Source organism: Rhodopirellula sp. P2 (assembly GCF_028768465.1).
Lineage (GTDB): Bacteria > Planctomycetota > Planctomycetia > Pirellulales > Pirellulaceae > Rhodopirellula.
In genome coordinates this window covers 6,493,792-6,516,216 of the sequence record NZ_CP118225.1, presented here as the reverse complement: position 1 = coordinate 6,516,216, position 22,425 = coordinate 6,493,792, and the positions used below count along the sequence as shown (strand labels likewise).

Annotated in this window: 13 protein-coding genes; 9 read left to right on the top strand and 4 right to left on the bottom strand. The window is 55.6% G+C overall.

The features are described from left to right. Window positions 1–104: 104 nt before the first annotated feature. A complete protein-coding gene (locus PSR62_RS22920; RefSeq protein WP_274405290.1) occupies window positions 105–1,736 on the bottom strand; it encodes a hypothetical protein in 1,632 nt (543 codons plus the stop codon). Between the two features lie 780 nt (window positions 1,737–2,516). Between PSR62_RS22920 and PSR62_RS22915 the strand changes: the two genes are divergently transcribed. The 3 genes from PSR62_RS22915 to PSR62_RS22905 all read left to right on the top strand — a co-directional run bounded on the left by PSR62_RS22915 (window position 2,517) and on the right by PSR62_RS22905 (window position 8,149). Continuing rightward, window positions 2,517–4,028, top strand: a complete 1,512-nt coding sequence (locus tag PSR62_RS22915) for an ATPase domain-containing protein (protein ID WP_274405289.1) — start codon at window positions 2,517–2,519, stop codon at window positions 4,026–4,028. Next, on the top strand, window positions 4,028–6,889 hold the full coding sequence (locus PSR62_RS22910; RefSeq protein WP_274405288.1) for a PAS domain S-box protein: 2,862 nt from the start codon (window positions 4,028–4,030) through the stop codon (window positions 6,887–6,889). Before PSR62_RS22915 ends, PSR62_RS22910 begins: the two co-directional genes overlap by 1 nt. A 105-nt stretch (window positions 6,890–6,994) precedes the next feature. Next, window positions 6,995–8,149, top strand: coding sequence for a transporter substrate-binding domain-containing protein (locus PSR62_RS22905; RefSeq protein WP_274405287.1), 1,155 nt, complete (start codon window positions 6,995–6,997; stop codon window positions 8,147–8,149). Window positions 8,150–8,434: 285 nt separating this feature from the next. Here the strand turns inward: PSR62_RS22905 and PSR62_RS22900 are convergent, their stop codons facing one another. Together PSR62_RS22900 and PSR62_RS22895 are read right to left on the bottom strand one after the other, a co-directional pair. Then, window positions 8,435–9,061 carry an SOUL family heme-binding protein gene (locus PSR62_RS22900; RefSeq protein WP_274405286.1) on the bottom strand — a complete coding sequence of 209 codons (627 nt, stop codon included), beginning with the start codon at window positions 9,059–9,061 and terminating at the stop codon, window positions 8,435–8,437. Window positions 9,062–9,483: 422 nt separating this feature from the next. Beyond that, complete coding sequence (locus tag PSR62_RS22895; protein ID WP_274405285.1) at window positions 9,484–9,996, bottom strand: thioredoxin family protein; 513 nt, start codon at window positions 9,994–9,996, stop codon at window positions 9,484–9,486. 784 nt (window positions 9,997–10,780) lie between these two features. Between PSR62_RS22895 and PSR62_RS22890 the strand changes: the two genes are divergently transcribed. Both PSR62_RS22890 and PSR62_RS22885 read left to right on the top strand, forming a co-directional pair. Continuing rightward, the gene (locus PSR62_RS22890; RefSeq protein WP_274405284.1) at window positions 10,781–11,725 is read left to right on the top strand and encodes a hypothetical protein; all 945 of its coding nucleotides are present in this window, start codon (window positions 10,781–10,783) and stop codon (window positions 11,723–11,725) included. A 634-nt stretch (window positions 11,726–12,359) separates the two neighbouring features. Continuing rightward, a complete protein-coding gene (locus PSR62_RS22885) occupies window positions 12,360–13,757 on the top strand; it encodes a Shedu immune nuclease family protein (protein WP_274405283.1) in 1,398 nt (465 codons plus the stop codon). A gap of 1,726 nt (window positions 13,758–15,483) precedes the next feature. On the opposite strand, the gene PSR62_RS22880 is transcribed toward PSR62_RS22885, so the two are convergent. Further along, window positions 15,484–16,941, bottom strand: coding sequence for an SDR family oxidoreductase (locus tag PSR62_RS22880; protein ID WP_274405282.1), 1,458 nt, complete (start codon window positions 16,939–16,941; stop codon window positions 15,484–15,486). Between the two features lie 259 nt (window positions 16,942–17,200). Between PSR62_RS22880 and PSR62_RS22875 the strand changes: the two genes are divergently transcribed. The 4 genes from PSR62_RS22875 to PSR62_RS22860 all read left to right on the top strand — a co-directional run bounded on the left by PSR62_RS22875 (window position 17,201) and on the right by PSR62_RS22860 (window position 22,385). Continuing rightward, window positions 17,201–18,655 (top strand): RecQ family ATP-dependent DNA helicase, encoded by a 1,455-nt coding sequence (locus PSR62_RS22875; RefSeq protein WP_274405281.1) that lies wholly within the window; start codon window positions 17,201–17,203, stop codon window positions 18,653–18,655. A gap of 22 nt (window positions 18,656–18,677) precedes the next feature. Further along, window positions 18,678–18,974, top strand: coding sequence for a hypothetical protein (locus PSR62_RS22870; protein ID WP_274405280.1), 297 nt, complete (start codon window positions 18,678–18,680; stop codon window positions 18,972–18,974). Between the two features lie 138 nt (window positions 18,975–19,112). Then, the gene (locus PSR62_RS22865; RefSeq protein ID WP_274405279.1) at window positions 19,113–20,171 is read left to right on the top strand and encodes a peptidase M42; all 1,059 of its coding nucleotides are present in this window, start codon (window positions 19,113–19,115) and stop codon (window positions 20,169–20,171) included. Between the two features lie 1,599 nt (window positions 20,172–21,770). Next, window positions 21,771–22,385, top strand: coding sequence for a TetR/AcrR family transcriptional regulator (locus tag PSR62_RS22860; RefSeq protein ID WP_274405278.1), 615 nt, complete (start codon window positions 21,771–21,773; stop codon window positions 22,383–22,385). The last annotated feature ends 40 nt before the right edge of the window (window positions 22,386–22,425 follow it).

The window sequence follows — 22,425 nt, the reverse complement described above, 5'->3', positions numbered from 1 at the left end:
CGGCTCAACCCGACCTAAATTGGGAAGCTGCACGGATTGAAACGGTCACAACGCTTTGGTGCAGCTCGCTGCACAAAGGCTCGTGGCCTGGATGCCGCAGGAATTCAGTTCAATGTGTTTGCGGCGGGCGCAGGCAAGTCGCCCAGTTCAGCAGGCTCGATGGTGATGCCTGGAACATCCAGGGGAGTGGAGCCAGAAGGTTCCTCTGTTGCTCCTGGCTCAGCCCCCACGGGATTCTCCGGCGGCACTGGTTCCTGTCCGATGGTTGCCATCGGCGGGGCAGGGTGATTTGGTGGAACAGGGTGGTTCGGTGGAGCAGGGGGAAGCGTTGGAGCTGGGGGAACCAGTGAAGCGTGAGTCGGAAACAAGAGCTCCAAGAGCTGTTGCACGCTCGCGGCTCGATCCGAACGCTCCTGCTCAATTTCCTCTTGGAGTGTGCCCAACCGTTGGTAGAGCTTGGCAGCCAGGTTCGTGTCGGGTGATTCGCTGGACAGTTCATCCAGTCGTTTCTGAATCACCTCTTTCGATTTGGCTCGGGCTGTCATTCTCGAACCGTGGGCTTGGATACGGGTGAGTTGCTGGCGAACTGCGCTCAATGTTTCAGCGGAAGCGTCTTGGCTGTGAATTTGGAGATCGCCCAGGTGCTCGACATGAAGTTGGAGTGTCTCAGCATTGAGATCCGCCAGATCAATCTCGAGGTTAGGAGTGTTGGCCGTGGTGTCCGTCGCGAACTTCTGTTTCACACCCGCGGTGATCTGAACTGGAGTCGAGGCCTCGGGAAGGTAGGCCTGGATCGGAGTGGGCGTCCGGTTGTGGATCGCGATGACGGTGGCCTGATGAGTCCGAACCGTGAGGAGCCCCTCTGACAGCGAGACCGCTTCATGCCAACGATCTGCTTCCGACACGGACTCCACCGCCACTCGGCTGGTGGGGATGGCTTGAAGTCGAATCATCCCACCCTTTTCGATTGCACCATTGCTGGAGAGGAGAAGCGGGGCGATCGACCGGTCAATTTGGGTCGTGTAAAGCAAACGGTCTTTTGCGAACACCTGGACGGTGCCACCGGGGATCGCATGCTTTCCTCGGTTGCTGAGGTGGCCAACTGAGTAGGCCGAGTTCTCATGGATCGCGACAATGGAATCGCCCAGTTCATGCAAGCCAATCTGGTAGGCCTGCAAGTTTCCAATCGGAGCGCTGAAGTGCTGCTTGGGTTGCATGGTCACTGGAAACTCGAACAAAAGTCCTTCACCATCAACGAGGAAATCGGCCTTGGACCAAGGGGCGTCGGACGCTGACCAGTCTTGGATCGTTAGAAAGCTGCTCAAGCGAGAGGGCTGGCCGGGCGTGCGGTCGATCTCATGTCGCACACGGACTGCATCGGACAGTTCAAGAGGACGCAAGTAAGTCACAGTGGCTGGTCGCCCGCTATGACCCATGACCTTCACTTCGATCTTATTCGAGCCGGAGTTCGTGACCGGGGTCGTCGTGATTAGGATCGGAACGTTTGACTGGATCGACGCTTCGACAATCTCTTGTTCGCTCTGGGGAATCGTGAGGGAAAGCGTTGCGTCATCGTCCTCCTTCAATTCCACGTCACATTCGAATCTCGCCTTGGTGGAAGTGTAGGTCGCCCGCGAGATTGAAAACGTCTTGGTTTCGGCTGGTAGAGAACTCGCCAATCCAGCGGATGCCAGCAAGACAGCAAGGGGCAGTCCTAAAATCGATGCGTGGTTCATCGTCGCGCCTCGGAATTTCCGACAGATGGATTGAAAGATCCTCGGTCTGATCAGCAGTGATCGCAGGGTGCCTTCCGTGGTCCGCTAAGCAGTTCGGCAGGAGTCTTTCAGCATTTTGAATGTTTTGGGTAGCGTCGTTGCTCCCACGTACAACCGGGGCTAACGCCCAAACGGCTCACATGGTTTTGCCCGATCATTCCTGCCGACCTGCTTAGCTCATGCAGCAGAATCGAGTGGTGCGGTGAGAGCATAGTTCTGCAGGGGGTGGCGGTCAACTTTGGGTGGTTCAGTTGCGGGCCACGCCGGTTCGGTGCCGCTCAGCCGAACCAGCGAGGACGCTGTTGAGCGTCCCGTCGGTTTGGATCCGGCTTTGCCGCCACGAAAACGGGGGCTGTGGCGGGATCCACTGAGTTACCGAGGTCACCGCTCAGCGTGTATACCGGGTTCCCATTCCAGCGGACAAGCTTCACGCGATTTTCCGCGTCCAATCCCACGATCGGTTTGGAGCCCGTTGGCTCGGAGCCAACCACCGACGGACAGCGTTGACTAGCGACTCGCTTTTCGTCGCGTTCTGCACCTCGGGTGAGCATGAAGCTTGATTCTGGATGTGGTACGTTGCCATTTGCTCGTTGTCAACGATTGCCGTTGCACTTGCTTGCCTGGAAGCAGAATGCATCGACTATCTTTCAGAACCGATCAACGCGAATCGCATGATGGAATCGATCGCCCAATTCACACAGCCGAAATTTGATGCGGTCGAACGCAAAGGCAATGAACGACATGACAATGCAGAACCTTCCGACGAAGATCAGCACGGGCAACCCGCCACTGGATGACATCTTGCACGGGGGCCTGACCGCCGATCGGCTGTACCTTGTCGAAGGCATGCCCGGCACTGGCAAGACGACCCTTGCACTGCAGTTTCTGTTGGAGGGCGTCAGCAAGGGCGAGACCGGGCTGTACGTGACACTCTCGGAAACCAAGCAAGAGCTGGAGGGGGTTGCAGCGTCGCACGGTTGGTCGCTTGAAAACATCGATATCTATGAGTTGGTCGACACGACCGCCGCCGAGGACGCGCGGTTGCAGTACACGATGTTCGAACCCTCTGAGATTGAACTCAGCACCACGGTGGATAGGGTCTTGGAACGAGTCAAGGAACTGCAGCCAAAACGAATCGTTTTTGATTCGTTGTCCGAGATGCGTCTGTTATCCCAGGGGTCACTGCGATATCGCCGGCAGATCCTGGCACTCAAGCAATTCTTCGTTGGCCGCGGTTGCACGGTGCTGTTGTTGGACGACTACTCCGGTCTGGACGACCAGCATTTGCAAAGCATCGCCCACGGAGTCATTCGGCTGGAACACTTGCTGTCGGACTACGGTGGTGAAAGACGCCGATTGCGGATTTTGAAACATCGTGGCAGCAGCTTCCTTGGTGGGGCACATGATTTGCGAATTGTGCGAGGCGGATTGAAGGTCTTTCCGCGTGAAGCATCCGATCAACTGACCAAGGCCACTGACACGCATTTGATAGACAGCGGCAACGCGGAATTCGACGAGTTGCTCGGCGGTGGGTTGAACGCAGGCACCAGTGCTCTGTTGTTGGGGCCAGCTGGAGTTGGCAAATCGTCGATGGCGTTGCAGTTCGCGGTTGCTGCTGCGGAACGAAACGAGCGAGCCGTGCTGTTTCAATTTGAGGAAAGCATGCAGTCGTTGTTTGTCCGCGCCGCAGGCCTGGGGTACGCCTTGCAAAAGCATGTTGATGAGGGACTGATTCATATCGTCAATCTGGCCCCTGGTGAAATCACACCCAGCGAGTTCGCATGCTTGGTTCGGGATTCCGTTCGGCCGGATGACCAGGGCCGTCGCGTCGGGATCGTTGCGATTGACAGTATCAATGGCTACCTGAACTCGATGCCTCACGAGAAATTTCTCATCATCCAGATGCACGAGATGCTTCAGTACCTCGGCAAACGCGGGATTCTGACATTGGTGGTCGTCGCTCAACACGGGATGTTGGGGCAGGCAATGGGAACGCCTGTGGACGCCAGTTATCTGGCGGACTCGGTGGTGTTGTTTCGTTATTTCGAAGCTCAGGGGGAGATACGGCAAGCCATCTCGGTCATCAAGAAACGCACTGGCCGCCATGAACGAACGATCCGCGAGTTCAAGCTCAGCAACCGCGGTGTCGAGATCGGTCCGCCACTGAAAATGTTCCGCGGGATTTTGACGGGCGTTCCCGAGTTCGATGGCGAGAACGACACCTTGATCGACAGGGAAGGTCAGGCGAGCTAATGGAGTCACTTCGAAAAGCTGTCATTGCAGACGAGATGGCCGATCGTGTCGCTGAACAAGACGGCAACAACCAACGCGTCGTTGCGTATGCACCGACGCCGCAGGATGCCAAGCTATGCGCCAAGATTTTGAAGGAGAATGATGTCGCCGTTTGTTGCTGCGAAACGATCGACTCATTTGCCGAGACCATTTTGGCGGGCGCTGGAATTGCCCTGATCGCGCAGGAACACCTGACCGATGCTGCCATCGCTCAGTTGAAGGTCGCGCTGGACCGACAACCGAAATGGTCGGAGGTGCCGATCTTGGTCCTGCTGCAAGCAGGCGATCCCGATTCGAAACTGTTGAAGCGGATTCTCTCGCTTGAACACGTCACGTTGATCAATCGACCGCTGCGGATTGCCGTCTTCATCAACACGGTGCGAGCCAAACTTCGCGATCGGATGCGGCAATTCGAGGTGCGTGACCTGCTGCTTGAAAAGGATCGAGTGCAAACGAATCTGCGTCGCGAAGCTCGCCGATTGGACATGGCGATTCAAGCGGGTGGGATGGCAGCTTGGGAATGGAGCAAGACACATGTGTACTGGTCCAACGCCTTTCGCCAGTTGCATGGATTCGGAAAGGACGTTCAGCCCAGCGAGTCAGCGATGTTCGCCTCGATCGTGGAATCCGAACGAGAGCAAATTGCCCAGCAATGGAACGCCGCGATCGAGCAGAATGTTTCTTTTCGGAGTGAGTTTCGGATCAACCATCCCCGACATGGCGAGCGCTGGTTGGTGGCCGTCGGTGAACCGCTCAAGTCAAAGTCCGGCAAAACCCTGCGTTACACCGGATTGCAGTGGGACATCACGGAACGCAAGACCGCCGAAATGGAACTGCGTCAGTCGCACGAAACGTTTCAACGCTTGATCACCGATAACCCGCAAGGTTTGTATGTCGTTGACGCCGATTTTTGCGTGCGTTACGTCAGTGCCGGCGCACGAAAAGTGTTCATCAATGTGGACCCGTTGATCGGCAGACCCTTTGCCGAAGTGATGAACATGATTTGGCCGAAGGCATTTGCCGATGAAGCGGTCAAGCTGTTCCGGCATACCCTGGATACCGGCGAGCCCTACGCCGCACCGCCGTTGGTCGAACGGCGAGTCGATACGAGTGAGAGGGAGGCCTACGATTGGTCGATCGAGCGGATTGTCTTGCCGGACAACCGTCATGGGGTGGTTTGTCACTTCTACAACAACACGCAACGGCAGCAATCGGTTGACCTGCTCCGCGAAAGCGAACGCTATTTTCGAGAAATCGCGGATGCGTCGCCCGCGATGCTGTGGGTCACGGACGAAAATCACATGTGCACGTTCCTGTCAAAGAGCTGGTACGACACGACGGGGCAAACACGCCTGGAAGGTATGGGACTCGGTTGGACCGATGCGACCCACCCAGAGGATCACGAACGTGCCGGGCGAGAATTTTTGACCGCAGCGAAAGCACACCAGCCATTCTTTTCGGAGTTCCGATTGCGAAGGGCGGATGGCAACTATCGGTGGGCCGTTGATGTCGGTCGGCCGCGTTTCGATTCCGAAGGTGCTTTCGTGGGCTACACCGGCTACGTCATTGATGTGGACGATCGCAAAGCGTTTGAACAGTCGCTCAAACAGGCCAAAGTGGTGGCCGAGAATGCGAACCGATCCCGGGGTGAGTTCCTCGCAAACATGTCGCATGAAATCCGGACGCCGATGGCTGCGATCTTGGGGCATGCTGACATCTTGAAAGATCATCTGAAGGATCCCGACAACATTCAGGTGGTCGAAACGATCCGCCGCAATGGCAATTTTTTGTTGAACATCATCAATGACATTTTGGACTTGTCCAAGATTGATGCGGGGAAAATGCAGCTGGAGACCGAACGGGTGCGGCCAGACGGTTTGTTGGCCGAGGTGCGATCGTTGATGGATGTTCGTGCGTCCGAGAAGCATCTGCCGCTGAAGATCGAGTTCGATGGGCCGATCCCTGATTTGATTGAAACCGACGCGGTGAGACTCCGTCAGATCCTTCTCAATCTGGTCGGCAATGCGATCAAGTTCACGGACTCGGGGGAAGTCAAAATCCTGGTTCGCTACGAAGGGATTGAAGGCCGCTCTGGTGCTGGGGAAAAGCAGGGGCCGTTGCGTTCGAAGCTGCCAGCTGCCAACACGTGCCGGTTGATTTTCCAAATCGTTGACACGGGCATCGGGATCAAACCTGAAGATCAGCTGTCGTTGTTTGAGCCCTTTGTCCAAGCGGACAGCACTTCGACACGTTCCTTTGGCGGGACTGGATTGGGGCTGGCAATCTGTCGACGGTTGGCACACGCGCTGGGGGGGGACGTCGCGGTCGAAAGCACGTATGGACGAGGCAGCAAATTCACATTGACGATCGAAGCTGTTTCTTCTGGGCGACTGGTTGTGCCCAACCTGTTGATCGATGTCTCGGCAGAGAAGGTCAAAGAGGATCTCCAGATTTCGGCCAATATTTTGGTCGTCGATGATCGACGGGACATCCGCTATCTCGCTCAACACTTCATCGAAAAGGCTGGTGGGAATGTCACCACAGCCACCAATGGACAAGAGGCGATCGACACCATTTTCGGGCACCAAAAGTCCAGGGTTGATCTGATTGTGATGGACATGCAGATGCCGGTCATGGACGGGTACGAAGCCGCTGCCGAACTGCGCCGACGAGGTTGTGAACTGCCGATCATTGCGTTGACCGCGAATGCAATGAAGAGCGATCGCGACGAATGCTTGGCAGCCGGTTGCACGGACTACACCACCAAACCACTCGACAGCCAGAAGTTGATCGCAATGATCGATCGGCTGTTGAAGTCGTAGCAACCCGAGTTGAGTGATCGCTTCACACGCCTGGTCGACTTTGACCCTGTACAATTTCGATGATCTCACTCGCCGTCGTCGGTCATCCAGTGGAAAGAATGGAGCATGCAACACTCAATTGGAAGTCGAAGCTTGACGGGAGGACTGCTTCTTTCGTTGTGGGCGATTTCCTGCTGGGCTCAGGATGGGACGCTGGGAGAAACCAAAGATGACGACGCAGTCCGGCTGAGCGTGCCCAATCAATTGGTGGTGGCGACGCGGGAGGTGCCACCGTTTGCAATGCTCAATGAGGACGGCCAGTGGGTTGGGATCAGCATGGATTTGCTGCGTGACATCAAGGCTGAGTTGGAAATCGAATCAGGCCACGAGATTGAAGTGGAGCTGCTGAGATTTTCTTTGCCTGAGATGTTGCAGGCGGTCGAATCTGGTGAGGTTGATATGGCCGTCGCGGCGATCACGGTGAACTACGAACGCGAAAAACGGATGGACTTCACCCACTCCTTTCATACCTCGGGATTGGGGATCGCGGTGGGATCGCGGCCACGCGGTTCGGGATGGTCGGGCATCATGGACGCGATCTTGTCGAGAACCTTTTTTCGCATCTTGGCGGGGTTGGTGCTGGCCATGCTGGTCAGTGCGGTTGGCATTTACCTGTTCGAGCGAAGGCACAACCGAGAGCAATTCGACAAGGGTTGGGTCAAGGGGATCGCGGCCGGCATGTGGTGGGCTGCAGTGACTCTGACCACGGTCGGCTACGGGGACAAGGTTCCGCGTACCCTGGGGGGGCGTTTGATTGGTTTGATTTGGATGTTTGCCGGGCTGTTCATCATCGCTGGATTCACCGCGGCGGTGACGTCCGCGTTGACGTTGACGGAACTGCGTTCCCAGATCGAAGGCCCAGCCGATCTTTCTCGGGCGAAGGTTGCGACCGTGGAAGGATCGACTTCAGCGGACTATCTTCGAGCTCGGCATATCAATTCCGCCAATCACCCAGATGTTGAAACGGCGCTGCAGAGCTTGGTGGCGGGCCAGTGTGACGCAGTGGTCTACGACGCTCCCATTCTGAGATACCAGACTCATCAGAACTATCCTGGCGAGGCCTTTGTGCTGCCGATCACGTTTGAACGCCAGAGTTATGCCATCGCCTTGCCGAGTGACAGTGAGTTGCGAGAACCGATCAATCGGATTCTGCTACGCCAGACGTCGAGCCCTGAGTGGGATGACGTGTTGGCGACTTACTTTGGCGAAAGCCAACCCTGAACGATGGCCGGAACCGGCAGCGACCTTGGCGTTGAAAACGCCTTGTTGAAAGATGGTTGGTCTTGGCTGTCACTGGGAAGAACAAACAACGGACGATTGGTAAGCAGGTCGGCAGGAATGATCGAGCAAAACCATGTGAGCCGTTTGGGCGTTCGCCCCGGTTGTACGTGGGAGCAACGACGCTGCCCAAAACATTCAAAATGCTGAAAGACTCCTGCTGAACTGCTTAGCAGTCAATCCATCATCTTCCGAACCCGCGAGGCTGGCTCTTTCGGAGCGAGGTGACTACTTCAGTCGGATCAAGACTTCGTTGCGACGCAGGGGAGCGGGGGTGAAGGGAGGATCGTACGATGCGGCTTCGACTCCGCTGGTTTCACTCGAATCGGTGTCGTCGTTGACGGCTGCCGTCAGACCCTTGGTTTCCATCCAGGCTCGTAGTTTGGCTTCGGATTCTTGGGCCAATTTCTTGTCCAATTTGCCAGCGAATCGGATCACGGCAAAGCGTCCGCCGGTTCGTTTGCGGACATCCACATCGGGACCGGTCGGCGAGGGAACGCCTTCCACCGCGACTTCCTTGGGCATCACAAATCCCATCTGGACTTCCGAATCCGCCTTGTCGTTTTCCATGAAGACGGGCGTGGTCATGGAAATTTTCTGCTCCGATTCGTTGGCTCCTGAGATGTAACGAAACAGCTTCATGAAGCTGCCGTCGCGGCCCTGAGCATCGATCTTGGTCTTCGTGGCGACCAGCATCAGGTCGGGGTACTCGCGAATTTCGAACTCACCGTCGGACTCGACGACTTTGTATTCCGCCGATTCGTAACCCGCTCGCGTGGTTCGGCTCAACACAAACACTCCGGCAGTGACCAGAGCCGCAACGATCGCACCGGACATGAATTTTCGACGGGACATCGGAATACCTTTTCTCTGCGATGATCGATGGCGACGAGTCCGAAGGAGAATCGTCTGCCACTGCACGATAGAAGGTCGGCTAGCCGGGCAGCCAATCCAGTTCCGCTCGAAGAACGTTCAGAACCATTCCGTTGTTCAATCCGGCGGTGGTGGGACGCCAGCGGCCCGCACTCCTTCCATGAAAATCCTGCGAAGCAGGTACGCAGGTGTCATCGGGGATGTGAGCCGTTGGCATTGGCCACGGTTTTCACGCACAACCGGGGCGAACGCCCAAACGGCTCACATGGTTGTGCGTGATCATTCCTGCCGACCTGCTTCAACCGCCGCTCAGCTAAGGACCACGTGAACAACAAGTGACGATGTTAGCGGTGTGGCGCAAGCCGCCCGGTGAGGAACCGGAGGGCTCGCGTCTTTCCGCCACGTCACTTGTTGTTCACGCGTAACGAATGCGACGAATCAAGCAATTCGAGGAAGACCGGTTTGCTGATTCCTCCTGCTCGCCAATCCAGCGTTTTCCCTTGTGAGTCGCAGACAATGGTGACGGGAGAACTTTCGATCCCGTAGTCCGCCATGATCTCGGCGTTTTCCGGATCGCCCACGTCAATCGCCACCGGGACAAACTCCGCATTGACCAACTCCATCACCTGGGAATCGGCCCAGACTTGGCGTTTCATGACGCGGCAGGGAACACACCAGTTGGCAGTGAAAGAGAGCAGGATCGGTTTGTCGGCCTTGGCTGCATGCCGCTTCGCCGAAGCGTAGTCTTTCGCCCAAGCGATCTCGTTCGCGGGAACGTAGAAGCAATGCCAAGCATAGCCCAGTGAAACAACAAGGAACGTCAGCCAGAAGCAACGCCAAAAATGAAACAGGGGCTTTGGCAGCGGGCGTGGATCCATCGTCTCAACGGATGGAAGCTCGTAGTCTTGATCGTTCATGTGTGGTTCTCGATTGACGGTCGGTTAAGTCCTCAACCTGACCCCCGCCATTTCGCCACGCTGCCCGACACCGATTTTCAGAAAAAGTCGCTCACCCAATGCGGCTCCAAACTCGCCCAGGGTTCAACGAGCAAAGCTTCGCCGCTCCTCACTCATTTTCGACCGAGAATGGTTGGCGAATCGGAAGCAGGCGACGAGACTTGGAGCATCGTTCCGCCTTGGCAGCCACAAACTCGGTACACCGGTGTCGGCCACCCGTGCAGCGTCGGTCTTCGGGACCGAAAGCAATTTGACAGTCTTCCGCGACCTATCGGCTTGTCCATCCGCTGCGGATTGGCCATCATACTCAGCGTGCTTCGGTCACTGAGCAACCGGACTCGGCCAACGGAACACTTGTAAGCTGATCCGGAAGAAAGACCCCACTCACAGTGTCGACTCGGAGTTGCCATACCGAAGCCGATCTAACTTGAACACCATGTCGCCGTGTGCTGAATGCAAACGCGGTGCTACACTCTGAGTAGACAATGGTAGAACGTTGTCCGAGGGGAGCTAAGCAGGTCGGCTGGAATGATCGGGCACAACCATGTGAGCCGTTTGGGCGTTAGCCCCGGTTGCGAGTGAAAACCGTGGCTAACGCCAACGGCTCACATACCCGATGACACCTGCGTACCTGCTTAGCTTGGTCGCCTGCAAAAATTCTCAGCGAATATGAACTCATCGTTCTGCAACCAGCTCTTTCTTCATGTGAAATGACCCGAAAAGCACGAAACAACAGGAACGAAAGTTGATTATCGAAGTACCGAATGCTTCCCACTACGAAGAGTCCGGATTTGGGTATTTGAACTTGGCGTGGACTGAGGCAATCTCTCATCTATTGCATGTGAACGACGCCAAAGAAACGTGGTGGGATGCCTCGGCTGACGACGAAGATGATGATGCTCCAAGTGAACAAGAGCAACGTTTTTGGCAGAGGGTGCAGAAGCACCTTGGTCAGTCCTTGAGTCTGTCCGTTCAGGGTACTGAGTTTCTGTTGAAAGGAAGGATCGCAAGAATCAGTCCGTATCTCCTGATTGCCAACAAGGTTGCGGAATGGCCTAAGCAAAACAGTGATGGGAATATTCGCTTTGCCGATTTCAAAACAGTCGATGCACAAGATTTGTGCCGGCTGTATGGCGCTGTTTCCGAGAATCCGCTCGACGACGAATTTACTGACTTGTTTACCCAACTTCGCAGGAAACGTAACGTGTTGGTCCACAGCGTCGACAACAGTCTCAAGCTTGTTGCGAAAGAGATTCTTGTGAACTGCTTAGTTGTCTCGGAGCATTTGATAGGGCAACAGAAATGGTTTGGAGTTAGGAGGGAATACCAAGTTTCTGATGTTGAGGACTACGAGGATTCCTGCGTAAATTGCGTCCTCGGACGGGAGTTTGGCATACTTATGGAAGTGCTTGAGCCTGCCCAGTTGCATCGTTTCTTGGGACTCAATAAAAGGCGGCGTTACTATAGGTGTCCTAGCTGTCAAGGTGAGTGTGCCGATTGGGGATTGCGAACATTGTCAGCGTTCTTCCCCACAAAGGAGCCGGGGCAGCGCGAGCTGTACTGCTTTGTTTGCGAAGAAACTTTTGACGTCGAGCGATCGAAATGTCTTGACGAGGAATGCCAGGGTGATGTGCTGTATGAAGACGACTGCCTAACGTGCGGAGAAACACAAGACAAATTTCGCTGGTGACCGCACAGTCAGTCGAGTTGTAAGTTGCAAGAGCATGATCGCATGCCTTGTTCGATGTCCGCTCCGGATTCTCACCTCCTTGTTCAACCTTATCGTCGCAACCCCAATCCAGAAAATCTCGAATGCTTGATCGGGATAGATGTTCCAGAGGAATTACTTGCCCCAACTGATCCACTTTCTCACTGTGGCTTTGTATTCGTTCCTGGTGCCCTTCGAGTGCTTTTTGGCTTTGCAATAGAGTTGGATAGCGGATGGAAAACTTGTCGACACCTGGAGAATCTCCCGCGTTGCTGTCGACTACCTCTGTAAGCTTCTCTCGACATGCTACGGGATGAATGCTCCTTGCTCGACTTCCGAATCTGGGAATGGAAATGTGACTTTCCAGGATAGTTCGAGCTGACGCGACGGATCCCGGTTGATGAAACCGGAGCACTGAAATCCGGCCACGGTTCGTTGCGGAGGTGAAAGTGACCGACGCGCCCAACGCGGTTGCCAAATTCTCGTTGGTCGATGCAACTTCATGCAACAACTTGCGATAGCAACTACATTCGGTGTCTGTGATGCTGTCGCCTGAAATCTGCGCAGAACACGTCTTCCGCAGCCAACTATCCACGAAACCCCGAGCGGTGACCGAATGGCGAGACTCCATGATCCGAACTGCAATCCCGCAGATGATCTGGTCATTAGCGAAGAGTTCCCAAACTGTGTTGCAGTTGATCTTCTGCCTTCGCTCAGCAAGTGGCAAATGTCTTCGGGCCCAGACAAGACTGACGCAGACCGTACAAAAGCCAAACGTCAGATCCTTCTCGTAAACGGACAGGACAACTTCGTAGAAATCTCACCCATCAACACTCTTGCTGGCCATGAACGCTTTTTCGAAAGAAAGTACGAGCGATTAGTGTCACTAGTACTCGATGGATTCGATTTTGATACGCCTAAATCACCAGTCGAAGTTGTTTCTTTGCTCGAGGAGTTCCCCGCAGGTTTCATCAAAGACTACGAGTACGGTTTGGGGCTAGTCAAGGATTACCAGAGTATTATTTTTGCCGTGGAGGAAATTCCGGACGTTGAAAGTCTCGTCATTAGTAAGACAGAGCCGACGGGGCTACATGACTACGGATTGGTAATTTCCTTTGATGAATTCGAGGAGTTGAGAAAAGCGATCAACAGGATTACCGAGAATTATCGGTCCGAAGCGAGACAGGATCGAGACATTCTCGTCCACAACAAGATCCTCACGAAATTGGATCCCGAGAAATTCCCCGCACGAAAGAGGGGCCTGAAAAAAGGAGTCATTCACAAATTTGTTTCGTCAACATCGTTTGCAGAGCGGCCATCCAGACGCGATTCAGAAGCGATTGTCGAACTGGTCATTAACAACCAAAAAGCGATCCATTCGGTGAGTCGAAAAAGAGTGATTGAGCTACAGCAAGACATCGAGCTGATGAATTTGGAGTGGCTTATCTCTGAGGTTGACAAGCTATTGGCACGCAAGTCGTCAGAGGGAGACTGGCAGGGATTATTGTCTGACAATCCATATCTTTTGTCGCTTGTCTTTGGGTATCCGATTCTAAAGATCCAAGATCAGGCGTCGGTTGGAGGACGTACGATCACTGGTTCAGGTGACAAGATAACGGATTTTTTGGTGAAGAATCGATTGACTCAGAATTCTGCACTCGTTGAAATCAAGAAGCCAAGCACTAAGATTCTGAGGTCTGCTGAATATCGTGCTGGTCTCTATTCTCCGTCACATGAGTTTGCCGGGTCAATTGGTCAGTTGCTTGACCAAAAGTACAAATTCCAGAGAGAGATTGCTTCGATAAAGGAAAATGCTGGACTCTATGACATCGAAACATTTATGGTCGATTGTGTCTTGATAATCGGTACAACACCCGAGTCACGAGTTGAGCGAAAGTCGTTTGAGCTTATAAGACACAATTCGCGGGACGTCAGCATCTTTACATTTGATGAGTTGGCAGCAAAACTAAAAGATATCCACTCACTTTTGAGTCCAAGCGAAGAAGGAAGATAGTTGGCTTCGGCTCCGAGCGATCAACTCCGAGACTCACACGGGCTGGCGGCGAGGAAGTCTCACGTCCGTTTCTTTATTTTCGTGGGCAAAGACGCAGATTCGCGCATGTCCTTCGTGCACAAAGTTGGACAAACAGAACATTGGAAACTTTCTTGCAAATTGCATTCGGTGGTGCACACCGACACCACATCCCGCGGTTGATTGTGATACACCGGTGGCCGACGCCGGTGCGTGCCTGATCACGTGGGTTTGGGAGCGGAGGTGTGTTTGACCAACGCGGGTTTGGGCGAATCGGAATCCGCCTGGGGCGATGCGATTCCGCAAGAAGAAGATGCGCTCACGACATCCAAACCGAAACGAGGATGAACAGGAGAGCCGCGAGGGCGAATGTGAAGATGAGCCCTCCACAGCCAATGGAACTGTCGGATCCGCTCACATCGCCGAAAAGATCGAAGTCGTCTAGCAAGGTGCTGACTCATTGGTGGATGGAGCGAAAGGCCGATGTCGGTGGAGGCCGTTTTATTTTAAGCAGGTACGCCGGTGTCATCGGGTTTGTGAGCCGTTTGGCGTTCGCCACGGTTGCCACGCAAAACCGGGGCTAACGCCCAAACGGCTCACAAGGGGAAACCCAATCATTCCTGCGTACCTGCTTCACCCGCAACAGGTTGGCAGGAGTCTTTCGGTATCTGAAATGTCTTGGCAAGCGTGGTTGCTTCCACGTTCAACCGGGGCTAACGCCCAAACGGCTCACACGGGGAAACCCAATCATTTCTGCGTGCCTGCTTCACCCGCAACAGGTCGGCAGGAGGATTTCGGCATTTGAAATGTCTTGGCAAGCGTGGTTGCTTCCACGTCCAACCGGGGCGAACGCTGGACTGCCAAATGTTTGGTGTTGACGCGGAAGATGCGTTGTTGATTTCTGTTCTTTCCTCCGCCCCAACGGGGCAGCCAAAACCCAGGGCGTTGCCCTGGGCTGGCGTAGGGCTGCCCCGTTGGGGCGAAGTCGAGGAACTAAACCTCCGCAGCTTGAAACGCTGTCAAGACCAAGCATTTCGCTGTCCAGGCGAACGCCCAAACGGCTCACATGATGATGCCCGATCATTCTTGCCGAACTGCTCAAACAGTTCTCGCGGTCGCTGCCGACGAGAAGAGGCCCTCGGAAGAACCGTCTTGTCAGACCAATCCGACTGATCTTCCCACCTGGAAGTTGGGCAAACCAACTTGACGAACAATTCGTCAAACTCTTCCCGATTAGGAACCATTCGGAAACAACTTCGGGATTCAAAAGGTAGGGGAAGGGCGCGAGCCCTCCGGTGACACACCGGGCGGCTCGCGCCGCTCCGCTACAGCCGAACTCGATTCCGAACGGTTCCTTACGGCACCGCTATCGCAAGCGGAAACCCACGGCTGGTTATTCACTCCCCTCAGTCAAAGCGTTTTGTATCTTCTGACTGGCCTTCGACCGGTTTGTCCTCGGCTGCTTTGGAGCCATCTTGGCTGTGGAGGATCATCCGTCGACATTCGGGACAAAGCGAGTCCAAATCACTCGGCCAGTTTCCTACGGACTCAATGCGATGCGTTGGTTCCAGGAAATGAAAGAGACGACGACATTGCTGGCAATTGTTGAACGGCATGCTTCCATGGTAGCGGACGACTTGCAGTGAGATCGTTGTTCAACCCGCCGCGTTGGCAAGACCGTCGCCGGATTCGCCAGAGTTCGGACCGCTCACCCCCGAACCTTTTTCGCGATCCCGCGAAGCATGACCGGGAAGACCAAGCTGTGCAGCGGCAAGACCGCGTACCAATACGCCAGCCCCAGCAGACCTTTGGGACGGAACCTCGCTGTCATGACGACCTGCGTCGTTTCCGGCGAGGACGGTTCCAATTGGAAGTCGAGTTCTGCTTCGCCGGGCAGCTTCATCTCGGCTCGCAAGGTCAGTCGTTCGTTGGGGATCAGTTTGGTGACTCGCCAGAAATCGACCGCTTCGCCGTAATGCAGATCACGAGGGTGGCGGCGGCCACGTCGGAGACCAGGGCCACCGATCGCTTGATCCATCCAGCCGCGAATTCGCCAGAGGAACCCGGCGCCCCAATAGCCATTGGCTCCACCGATCGACCGAATCTCCGCAAAGGTTTGCTCGACAGAAGCTTGGACGGTGGTTTCGCGGCGATCGGTCAGGGTCGTTCCCCCGGACCAATCTGGATCGCCCGGGATTTTGCCTGCGGTCGACCAACGCGTTTCGATCTCGCCATGCTGCGTTTTGCTGAGAGCCGCCTCGATGGCCGCTTCGATTCCCAGGCAGTCACCGGGCATCCATCGCACGGCATCGTCATTCCGGCAAACCGTTCGGTTCTTCAAGCCTTCTGAGAGTGGTCGGGCAATGCTGCTGCTGACCGGCGTGACCAACCCGATCCACAGACTGCTCAGGTAGGGCGTCAAGACGGGAACGGGGAGGATGATTCGTCGACGCAGTTTCAGCTTCTTTGCCATCACCTGCATCACGTCGCGATACGACATGACATCCGGGCCGCCAATGTCCAACGTGCGGCCGGTGGTTTCGTCCACACTCAAGCAAGCGACGAGGTAGCGGAGGACGTCACGAATCGCGACGGGCTGGGTTTCCGTTTTGACCCATTTGGGCGTGACCATGATCGGCAAACGCTCCACCAGGTAACGCAGCGTTTCAAAGGAGGCGGACCCGGAGCCGATGATCATCGCGGCGCGGAACACGGTGGTGGGCACGCGGCCGGATTGCAGGATTTCACCGACTTCGTGGCGACTGTCGAGGTGTTCCGAAAGGTCGGCACCCAACTCGCCCAGACCACCGAGATAGATGATTCGACGACACGAAGAATCTTGGGCGGTGTCGCGGAACCCAGTCGCCAGTTCACGGTCTCGCTGAGCGTATTCGCCTTTGGCGGACTGCATCGAATGCACGAGGTAGTACGCGAAGTCGATGTTTTCGAGAGCACGCCGGGTGGCCTCGGTGTCTTCCAGTTCGCCTTGGACAACCGTGAGACGCTCGTGTTGCCCCCACGAAAACTTGGTCAGCTTTTCGGGACTTCGAACCAGGCAAGTCACCCGGTAGCCCTCTTCCAGCAGCCGTCTGGCCAGCCGCCCTCCGACGTAGCCCGTGGCTCCGCAAATCAAGATGCGTTCGCTGCGAGAAGAAGATTCGGTCATGAAGTGAGCCGGGTTGGGGAGACTGCGGTTTGTGCGTTGTCGTTTTGTGCGATTGCCGTGCGATTCATCTCGCCGCAGGTCCACCGCTGCCGTCAACGCTCTAGGAAGAGGTTAGCGGGAAGGACAGGCGGCGACACGGTTCATCGCTCTGGACTCGTTTGAAAACCCGACGTGGTGTTGGCACAGGCTTTGCGAGGCTGGTCGACCACGTGCCGCTCGTCGGCGTTGAAATCGCCGCCCGCCGAATGACTGTTCTACGATGGATCTCCACCCTCACCTCGATCGTTGCTTCGGGTTTCAATCCTTTCGTCACGGTCAACGCGAGGCGTGCGAGTCGATTGTGGCTGGCAAGGACACGATTGTGTTGATGCCAACCGGAGCAGGGAAAAGCCTGTGCTATCAACTTCCCGGGATCCTCCGCGATGGGGTGACGTTGGTCGTCAGCCCGTTGATTTCGCTTGCCAAAGATCAAGCGGAACATTTGAAAGAGGCTGGTCAGCCAACCGTGGTGCTCAACAGCACGCGTACAAAGAAGCAAATTGAGTCCGCCCGGTCAAAGATTGCCGCGGGAAAGGTCAAGTTCGTTCTCACGACACCGGAACGATTGCAGAAAACCGACATCTGCGAATTGCTCGCGGGTGTGGGAGTTGGATTGATGGTGGTCGACGAGGCGCACTGTGTTAGCCAATGGGGGCACGATTTTCGTCCAGATTATCTGTGCTTGCCATCCATTCGGGAGCGGTTGGGGAATCCGCCGTTGGCTGCGCTCACCGCGACCGCATCGGAACGAACGCTGGATGAGGTCCGGTGCTCGCTGCGTATGAACGATCCCACCATTGTTCGAACTGGAATCGACCGGCCCAACCTGCGGATCGAAGTTGTTCGTTGCTATTCGGCGGAAGACAAACTGAAACAGTTGCATCGTGCGCTCGAGATCGAAGGTCTGCTGGAACGCACCGAGCCGGCGATTGTCTATTGCGGAACGACCAAGACGGCGGACCAGCTGGCGAAGTCCTTCGGTGGATTGTGCTACCACGGCAAACTGCGAAAGGCTGAACGTGCTGCCGCTCAAGAGGAGTTCATGAACGGGGGGCCAAGTGTGATGTTTGCGACCAACGCGTTTGGGCTGGGCATCGACAAGCAAGATCTACGTCAAGTCATTCATGTCGAGTTGCCAGGTTCGTTGGAGTCGTACTACCAAGAGATGGGGCGAGCGGGGAGGGATGGCAAGCGATCGCGTTGCACGCTGTTGTACGATCCCGCAGATGTGGACCTGCGAAAAATGTTTGCGGGCGGGATGATGGCGGCGAGCAAGATCATGACGGCGCATCACACCTTGGTTCGCGGCGTCCACGAGCTGGGCGAAGATGGCCAGGTGGCGTTGTCGAAGCTGGCACCGATCAGTCCGCTCGGCCGCGTCACCTTGAAGAACTGTTTTCAGTTGTTGTCTTCTCGGGGCATCGTCGCTCCGGCCGGACGGGGAAGATGGCGTTTGATCGTGGACGAGCTTGAGCACCGTGTCGCGGATCGCTTGGAGGAAGCGACTCGAGTGAGATCCGAGGATCGTCAGGTGGCCTTGCGTGAGATGGTCGAGTTTGCCGAGTCATCGAAGTGTCGTTGGGAATTGCTCCGTGAGCATTTCGGCGTCAGCGAAACGACGAACGCGGATTGTCTTTGTGATCAGTGCGGAGCCGTCGCGGTTGCGAGTGCGTGAGGGGCTGGCTGTGAAGTACCCGATGACACCTGACGGTCGATACTTTGTTCACAAGCAACGATTGTGGCGGTGCACCAATCCGAACTTGAGCGAGACGGAGCGTCAGCAATTCGTTCGCGAATTGATGAAAGCGAGACGGGACGTGAAGTCTGCGAAGGCATCGGGGGATGAAGACGCGATGCAGATGGCTCGCGATGCGGTCAACGAGGCGAAGATCCAGCTCGGGGAACGCGGGCCGACTTGGTGGGACGACGACACCGATCACAGCCGTCAACTGGTGAGGAATACACCCTACGCGGATTGGTGGGAGACGCGTTGAAACCGGCAGCCAGCTTTCTTTCGAAGGTGCCATTGTGCGGTTGGCTGGAACGGCATATACGCATTGTCCAAACACTCGTTCCACCAGGTGTTGTGGGCTCTCGATCGGGAGTCTGCACCCGCTTCCGTCAGTCCGCTCATGAAACGCTCCCACGACTCGCTTCAAGGTTTCCTGCATCTGCTTCGGGCACTCATTCGCGAACCCTCGGTCGTCGGCGTGGAAGACGCGTTCTTTCGCGTGTTGCGGCGTGAGCTGGAAGAATTCCCGGTCACGATCACGCGTTATCACGGGTTGCTGGTCGCGCAAGGCAGCGACCCAGAGAGCAATTACCTCTCGGCTCACGTGGATCGTCACGGACTGCTTTGCACCGGACCAAGGGAGTTTCAGTACGCGGCGTTCATTGCTGGGAACCGGGGGGAGCTGAACGGGGATTCCATTTCGGAACAGTTCATGGAACTGATCGCCGGTCGTTTTCGCGGCCAGCGGGTGCAAGCTCACACGCCCTACGCGGGATCTTATTTGGGTCAGGGCACGATCACGGAATCTTTCATCTGTCCGCGACGCAAGAACTTGATCTTCGACATCGATGGGCTGGACTTTCTTCAACCAGGGACGCCGATCTCGTTTGTGGATCGGTTGCGGGAAGAGGATGGTCAGATCTCAGCCCAGCTCGACAACGTTGTGTCCGTCGCGATTTTGATCGAGATGATTCGCCGGGGGTTTCGCGGCACAGTCTTCTTCACCGCGGGCGAAGAATGCGGGCGAAGTTATCGATACGTTGCGGAATGGTTCCAACGATTTGATTTGAAGACCCAACGTCTGATCGTGTTGGACACCAGTCCGTTTCCAACACCGGATGACTTGAACGTCCAGGAAGTGGTGCTTCGGAATCGGGATTCGGTGGCGGAGTTTGAGCCAGCCGTCACCGCGGAACTCCAGCGGGTCTGCGATCAGCTGAAGGTGACGCATCGCTTCAAAGACGAATACGTGAGCGAGCTGAACAAGACGCGTGAAAAGCAAAGCTCCATCGGCCGAACCGAGCTCGGACGCTTGATCGATGCGACCAGCGGCGATGTCAGTGGAACGACGCTGCAGTTGCCCACGTCTTCTTATCACACCCAAACTGAAACGGCCAATTTGTCGAGCGTGGAGGCGGTACTCAAAGTCTTGACGCGACTGACCGGTGCGAGTGTTTGAATGACGATGGGATTCGAGTTTTTTCCGAAGGGTGGGTTGGAAACTTTGATTGTCCATCAATTACATGGTGTCGTTGAACGATGAGAAGATTGAAACGCGGAGAGGCGGAGGAGCGGAGTTTCGCGGAGGTTGGGGGAAGAGGGTGCTGAGCTGGTGGTGAATGAGATGGAATCAAATGAAGTTGACTGGTGTGGTCATTGGTGCAGCGATCGAAGTTCCTCGCCGACTCGGTTTCATCTGCATTTGATGAATTTGGATGTTGGCATGCGCATCAACTTTTTCAAATCACAATTGATCGACGGCCTACACCGCATCGTCAACCGTTACGGCGGCCCCAAACCAAGTTGATCGGTGACCTCTCTCCGCGAAGCTCCGCTCCTCCGTTTCTCCGCGTTTAAAATCGCCCGCTGGTTGGGAATGTGTCATTGCGTGATCGTTCGTGGGTGACGATTCGGCCCAGTCGGCCCGGTTCAAACATCGCCGTCTTTCGGAAGGGTGGGTTGGGGGTTTTGATTGCCGATCAATTACGACGGGGCGAGGTTGAACGATGAGAAGATTGAAACGCGGAGTGGCGGAGGAGCGGAGCTTCGCGGAGGTTGGAGGAAGAGGGTGCTGAGCTGGTGGTGATTGAGATGGAATCAAATGAAGTTGACTGATGTGTTCATTGGTGCAGCGATCGAAGTTCCTCGCCGACTCGGTTTCATCTGCATTTGATGAATTTGGATATTGCCTGTTCATCATTTTTACGAAGCAAAGTTGATCGACGGCCTACACCGCATCGTCAACCGTTACGGCGGCCCCAAGCCGAGTTGATCGGTGACCTCTCTCCGCGAAACTCCGCTCCTCCGTTTCTCCGCGTTTAAAATAGCCCGCTGATTTGGGATGTGGTCATTGCGTGACCGTTCGTGGATGACGATTCGGCCCAGTCACCCCGGTTCAAACATCGCCGTCTTTCGGAAGGGTGGGTTGGGGGTTTTGATTGCCGATCAATTACGACGGGGTGTGATTGAACGATGAGAAGATTGAAACGCGGAGAGGCGGAGGAGCGGAGCTTCGCGGAGGTTGGGAGAAGAGGGGGCTGAGCTGGTGGTGATTGAGATGGAATCAAATGAAGTTGACTGATGTGTTCATTGGTGCAGCGATCGAAGTTCCTCGCCGACTTCGTCCCATGTGGGTTTGATGAAATTGGATGTTGGCATGCGCATCATCATTTTCACGAAGCAAAGTTGATCGACGGCCTACACCGCATCGTCAACCGTTACGGCGGACCCAAGCCAAGTTGATCGCTGACCTCACTCCGCGAAACTCCGCTCCTCCGTTTCTCCGCGTTTAAAATAGCCCGCTCGTTTGGGATGTCGTCATTGCATGACTACTGGTGGATGACGATTCGGCCCAGTCGCCCCGATGCAAACATTGCCGTCTTTCCGAAGGGTGGTTTGGAAGCTTTGACCCTCGATCATTTACGACGGGGCGAGTGCGATCGACGCGAATGTTGAAACGCGGAGAGGCGGAGGAGCGGAGCTTCGCGGAGGTTGGGGTAAGATCGTCTAAGCTAATCGCTTCCTTCACCTGTCGCCGAATTCTCGCTCTGCCCGTTCCATGTCTGTTGAAAAAGAATCACCACGACCGCTCGGTCGGCCTCGGAACTTTGATCCCCAGCAGACTCTGCTAGCGATTGTCGATGTGTTCTGGCGGTTGGGATACAACCAAACCAGCTTTCGCGAATTGGAAATTGCCACGGGCGAAGGACGCCAGAGTTTGGTGAACGCCTTCGGGGACAAGGAATCGATCTTTGAAAAAGCCGTTCAGTGCTACATCGATCACCGCGTCAAGGAAGTGATTGATCTGCTTCGCGGCGAGGGGGAGCCGATGGACCGAATCGCGAAAGTGGTGGCTCGGTGGGAAGCCGACGCGAGGGCGCCTGATCATCGCGGCTGCATGTTGGTCAACACAGGCGGCGAGATTGGCCCGAAAAATGCGATCATCGCTGGCATGATGGCAAACTCGACCCAACGTTTGGTGGACGAGTTTGCCAAGACCTATCAAGAGGCGATGAGTTCAGGTGCCATTGCAAAGAAACCGCTCGCGATCACGCTGGCTCGACTGACGGTCGCGGTTGGCGACGGGGCTTTGTTGCAAGCACGAGTCAGTGGCGACGCGGCTGCCGCGAAGCAAACGCTGGCGACGCTGACAGAATTGATTGGGCGTCGCTGAGCCGGGGCCAATGAGTCTCCTTGCAGTTTGGCGGACCTGG

Coding starts and splice junctions, on each gene's coding strand:
- PSR62_RS22920 (WP_274405290.1), bottom strand. CDS start 1,736: ATGAACCACGCATCGATTTTAGGACTGCCCCTTGCTGTCTTGCTGGCA.
- PSR62_RS22915 (WP_274405289.1), top strand. CDS start 2,517: ATGACAATGCAGAACCTTCCGACGAAGATCAGCACGGGCAACCCGCCA.
- PSR62_RS22910 (WP_274405288.1), top strand. CDS start 4,028: ATGGAGTCACTTCGAAAAGCTGTCATTGCAGACGAGATGGCCGATCGT.
- PSR62_RS22905 (WP_274405287.1), top strand. CDS start 6,995: ATGCAACACTCAATTGGAAGTCGAAGCTTGACGGGAGGACTGCTTCTT.
- PSR62_RS22900 (WP_274405286.1), bottom strand. CDS start 9,061: ATGTCCCGTCGAAAATTCATGTCCGGTGCGATCGTTGCGGCTCTGGTC.
- PSR62_RS22895 (WP_274405285.1), bottom strand. CDS start 9,996: ATGAACGATCAAGACTACGAGCTTCCATCCGTTGAGACGATGGATCCA.
- PSR62_RS22885 (WP_274405283.1), top strand. CDS start 12,360: ATGGCGAGACTCCATGATCCGAACTGCAATCCCGCAGATGATCTGGTC.
- PSR62_RS22880 (WP_274405282.1), bottom strand. CDS start 16,941: ATGACCGAATCTTCTTCTCGCAGCGAACGCATCTTGATTTGCGGAGCC.
- PSR62_RS22875 (WP_274405281.1), top strand. CDS start 17,201: ATGGATCTCCACCCTCACCTCGATCGTTGCTTCGGGTTTCAATCCTTT.
- PSR62_RS22870 (WP_274405280.1), top strand. CDS start 18,678: ATGACACCTGACGGTCGATACTTTGTTCACAAGCAACGATTGTGGCGG.
- PSR62_RS22865 (WP_274405279.1), top strand. CDS start 19,113: ATGAAACGCTCCCACGACTCGCTTCAAGGTTTCCTGCATCTGCTTCGG.
- PSR62_RS22860 (WP_274405278.1), top strand. CDS start 21,771: ATGTCTGTTGAAAAAGAATCACCACGACCGCTCGGTCGGCCTCGGAAC.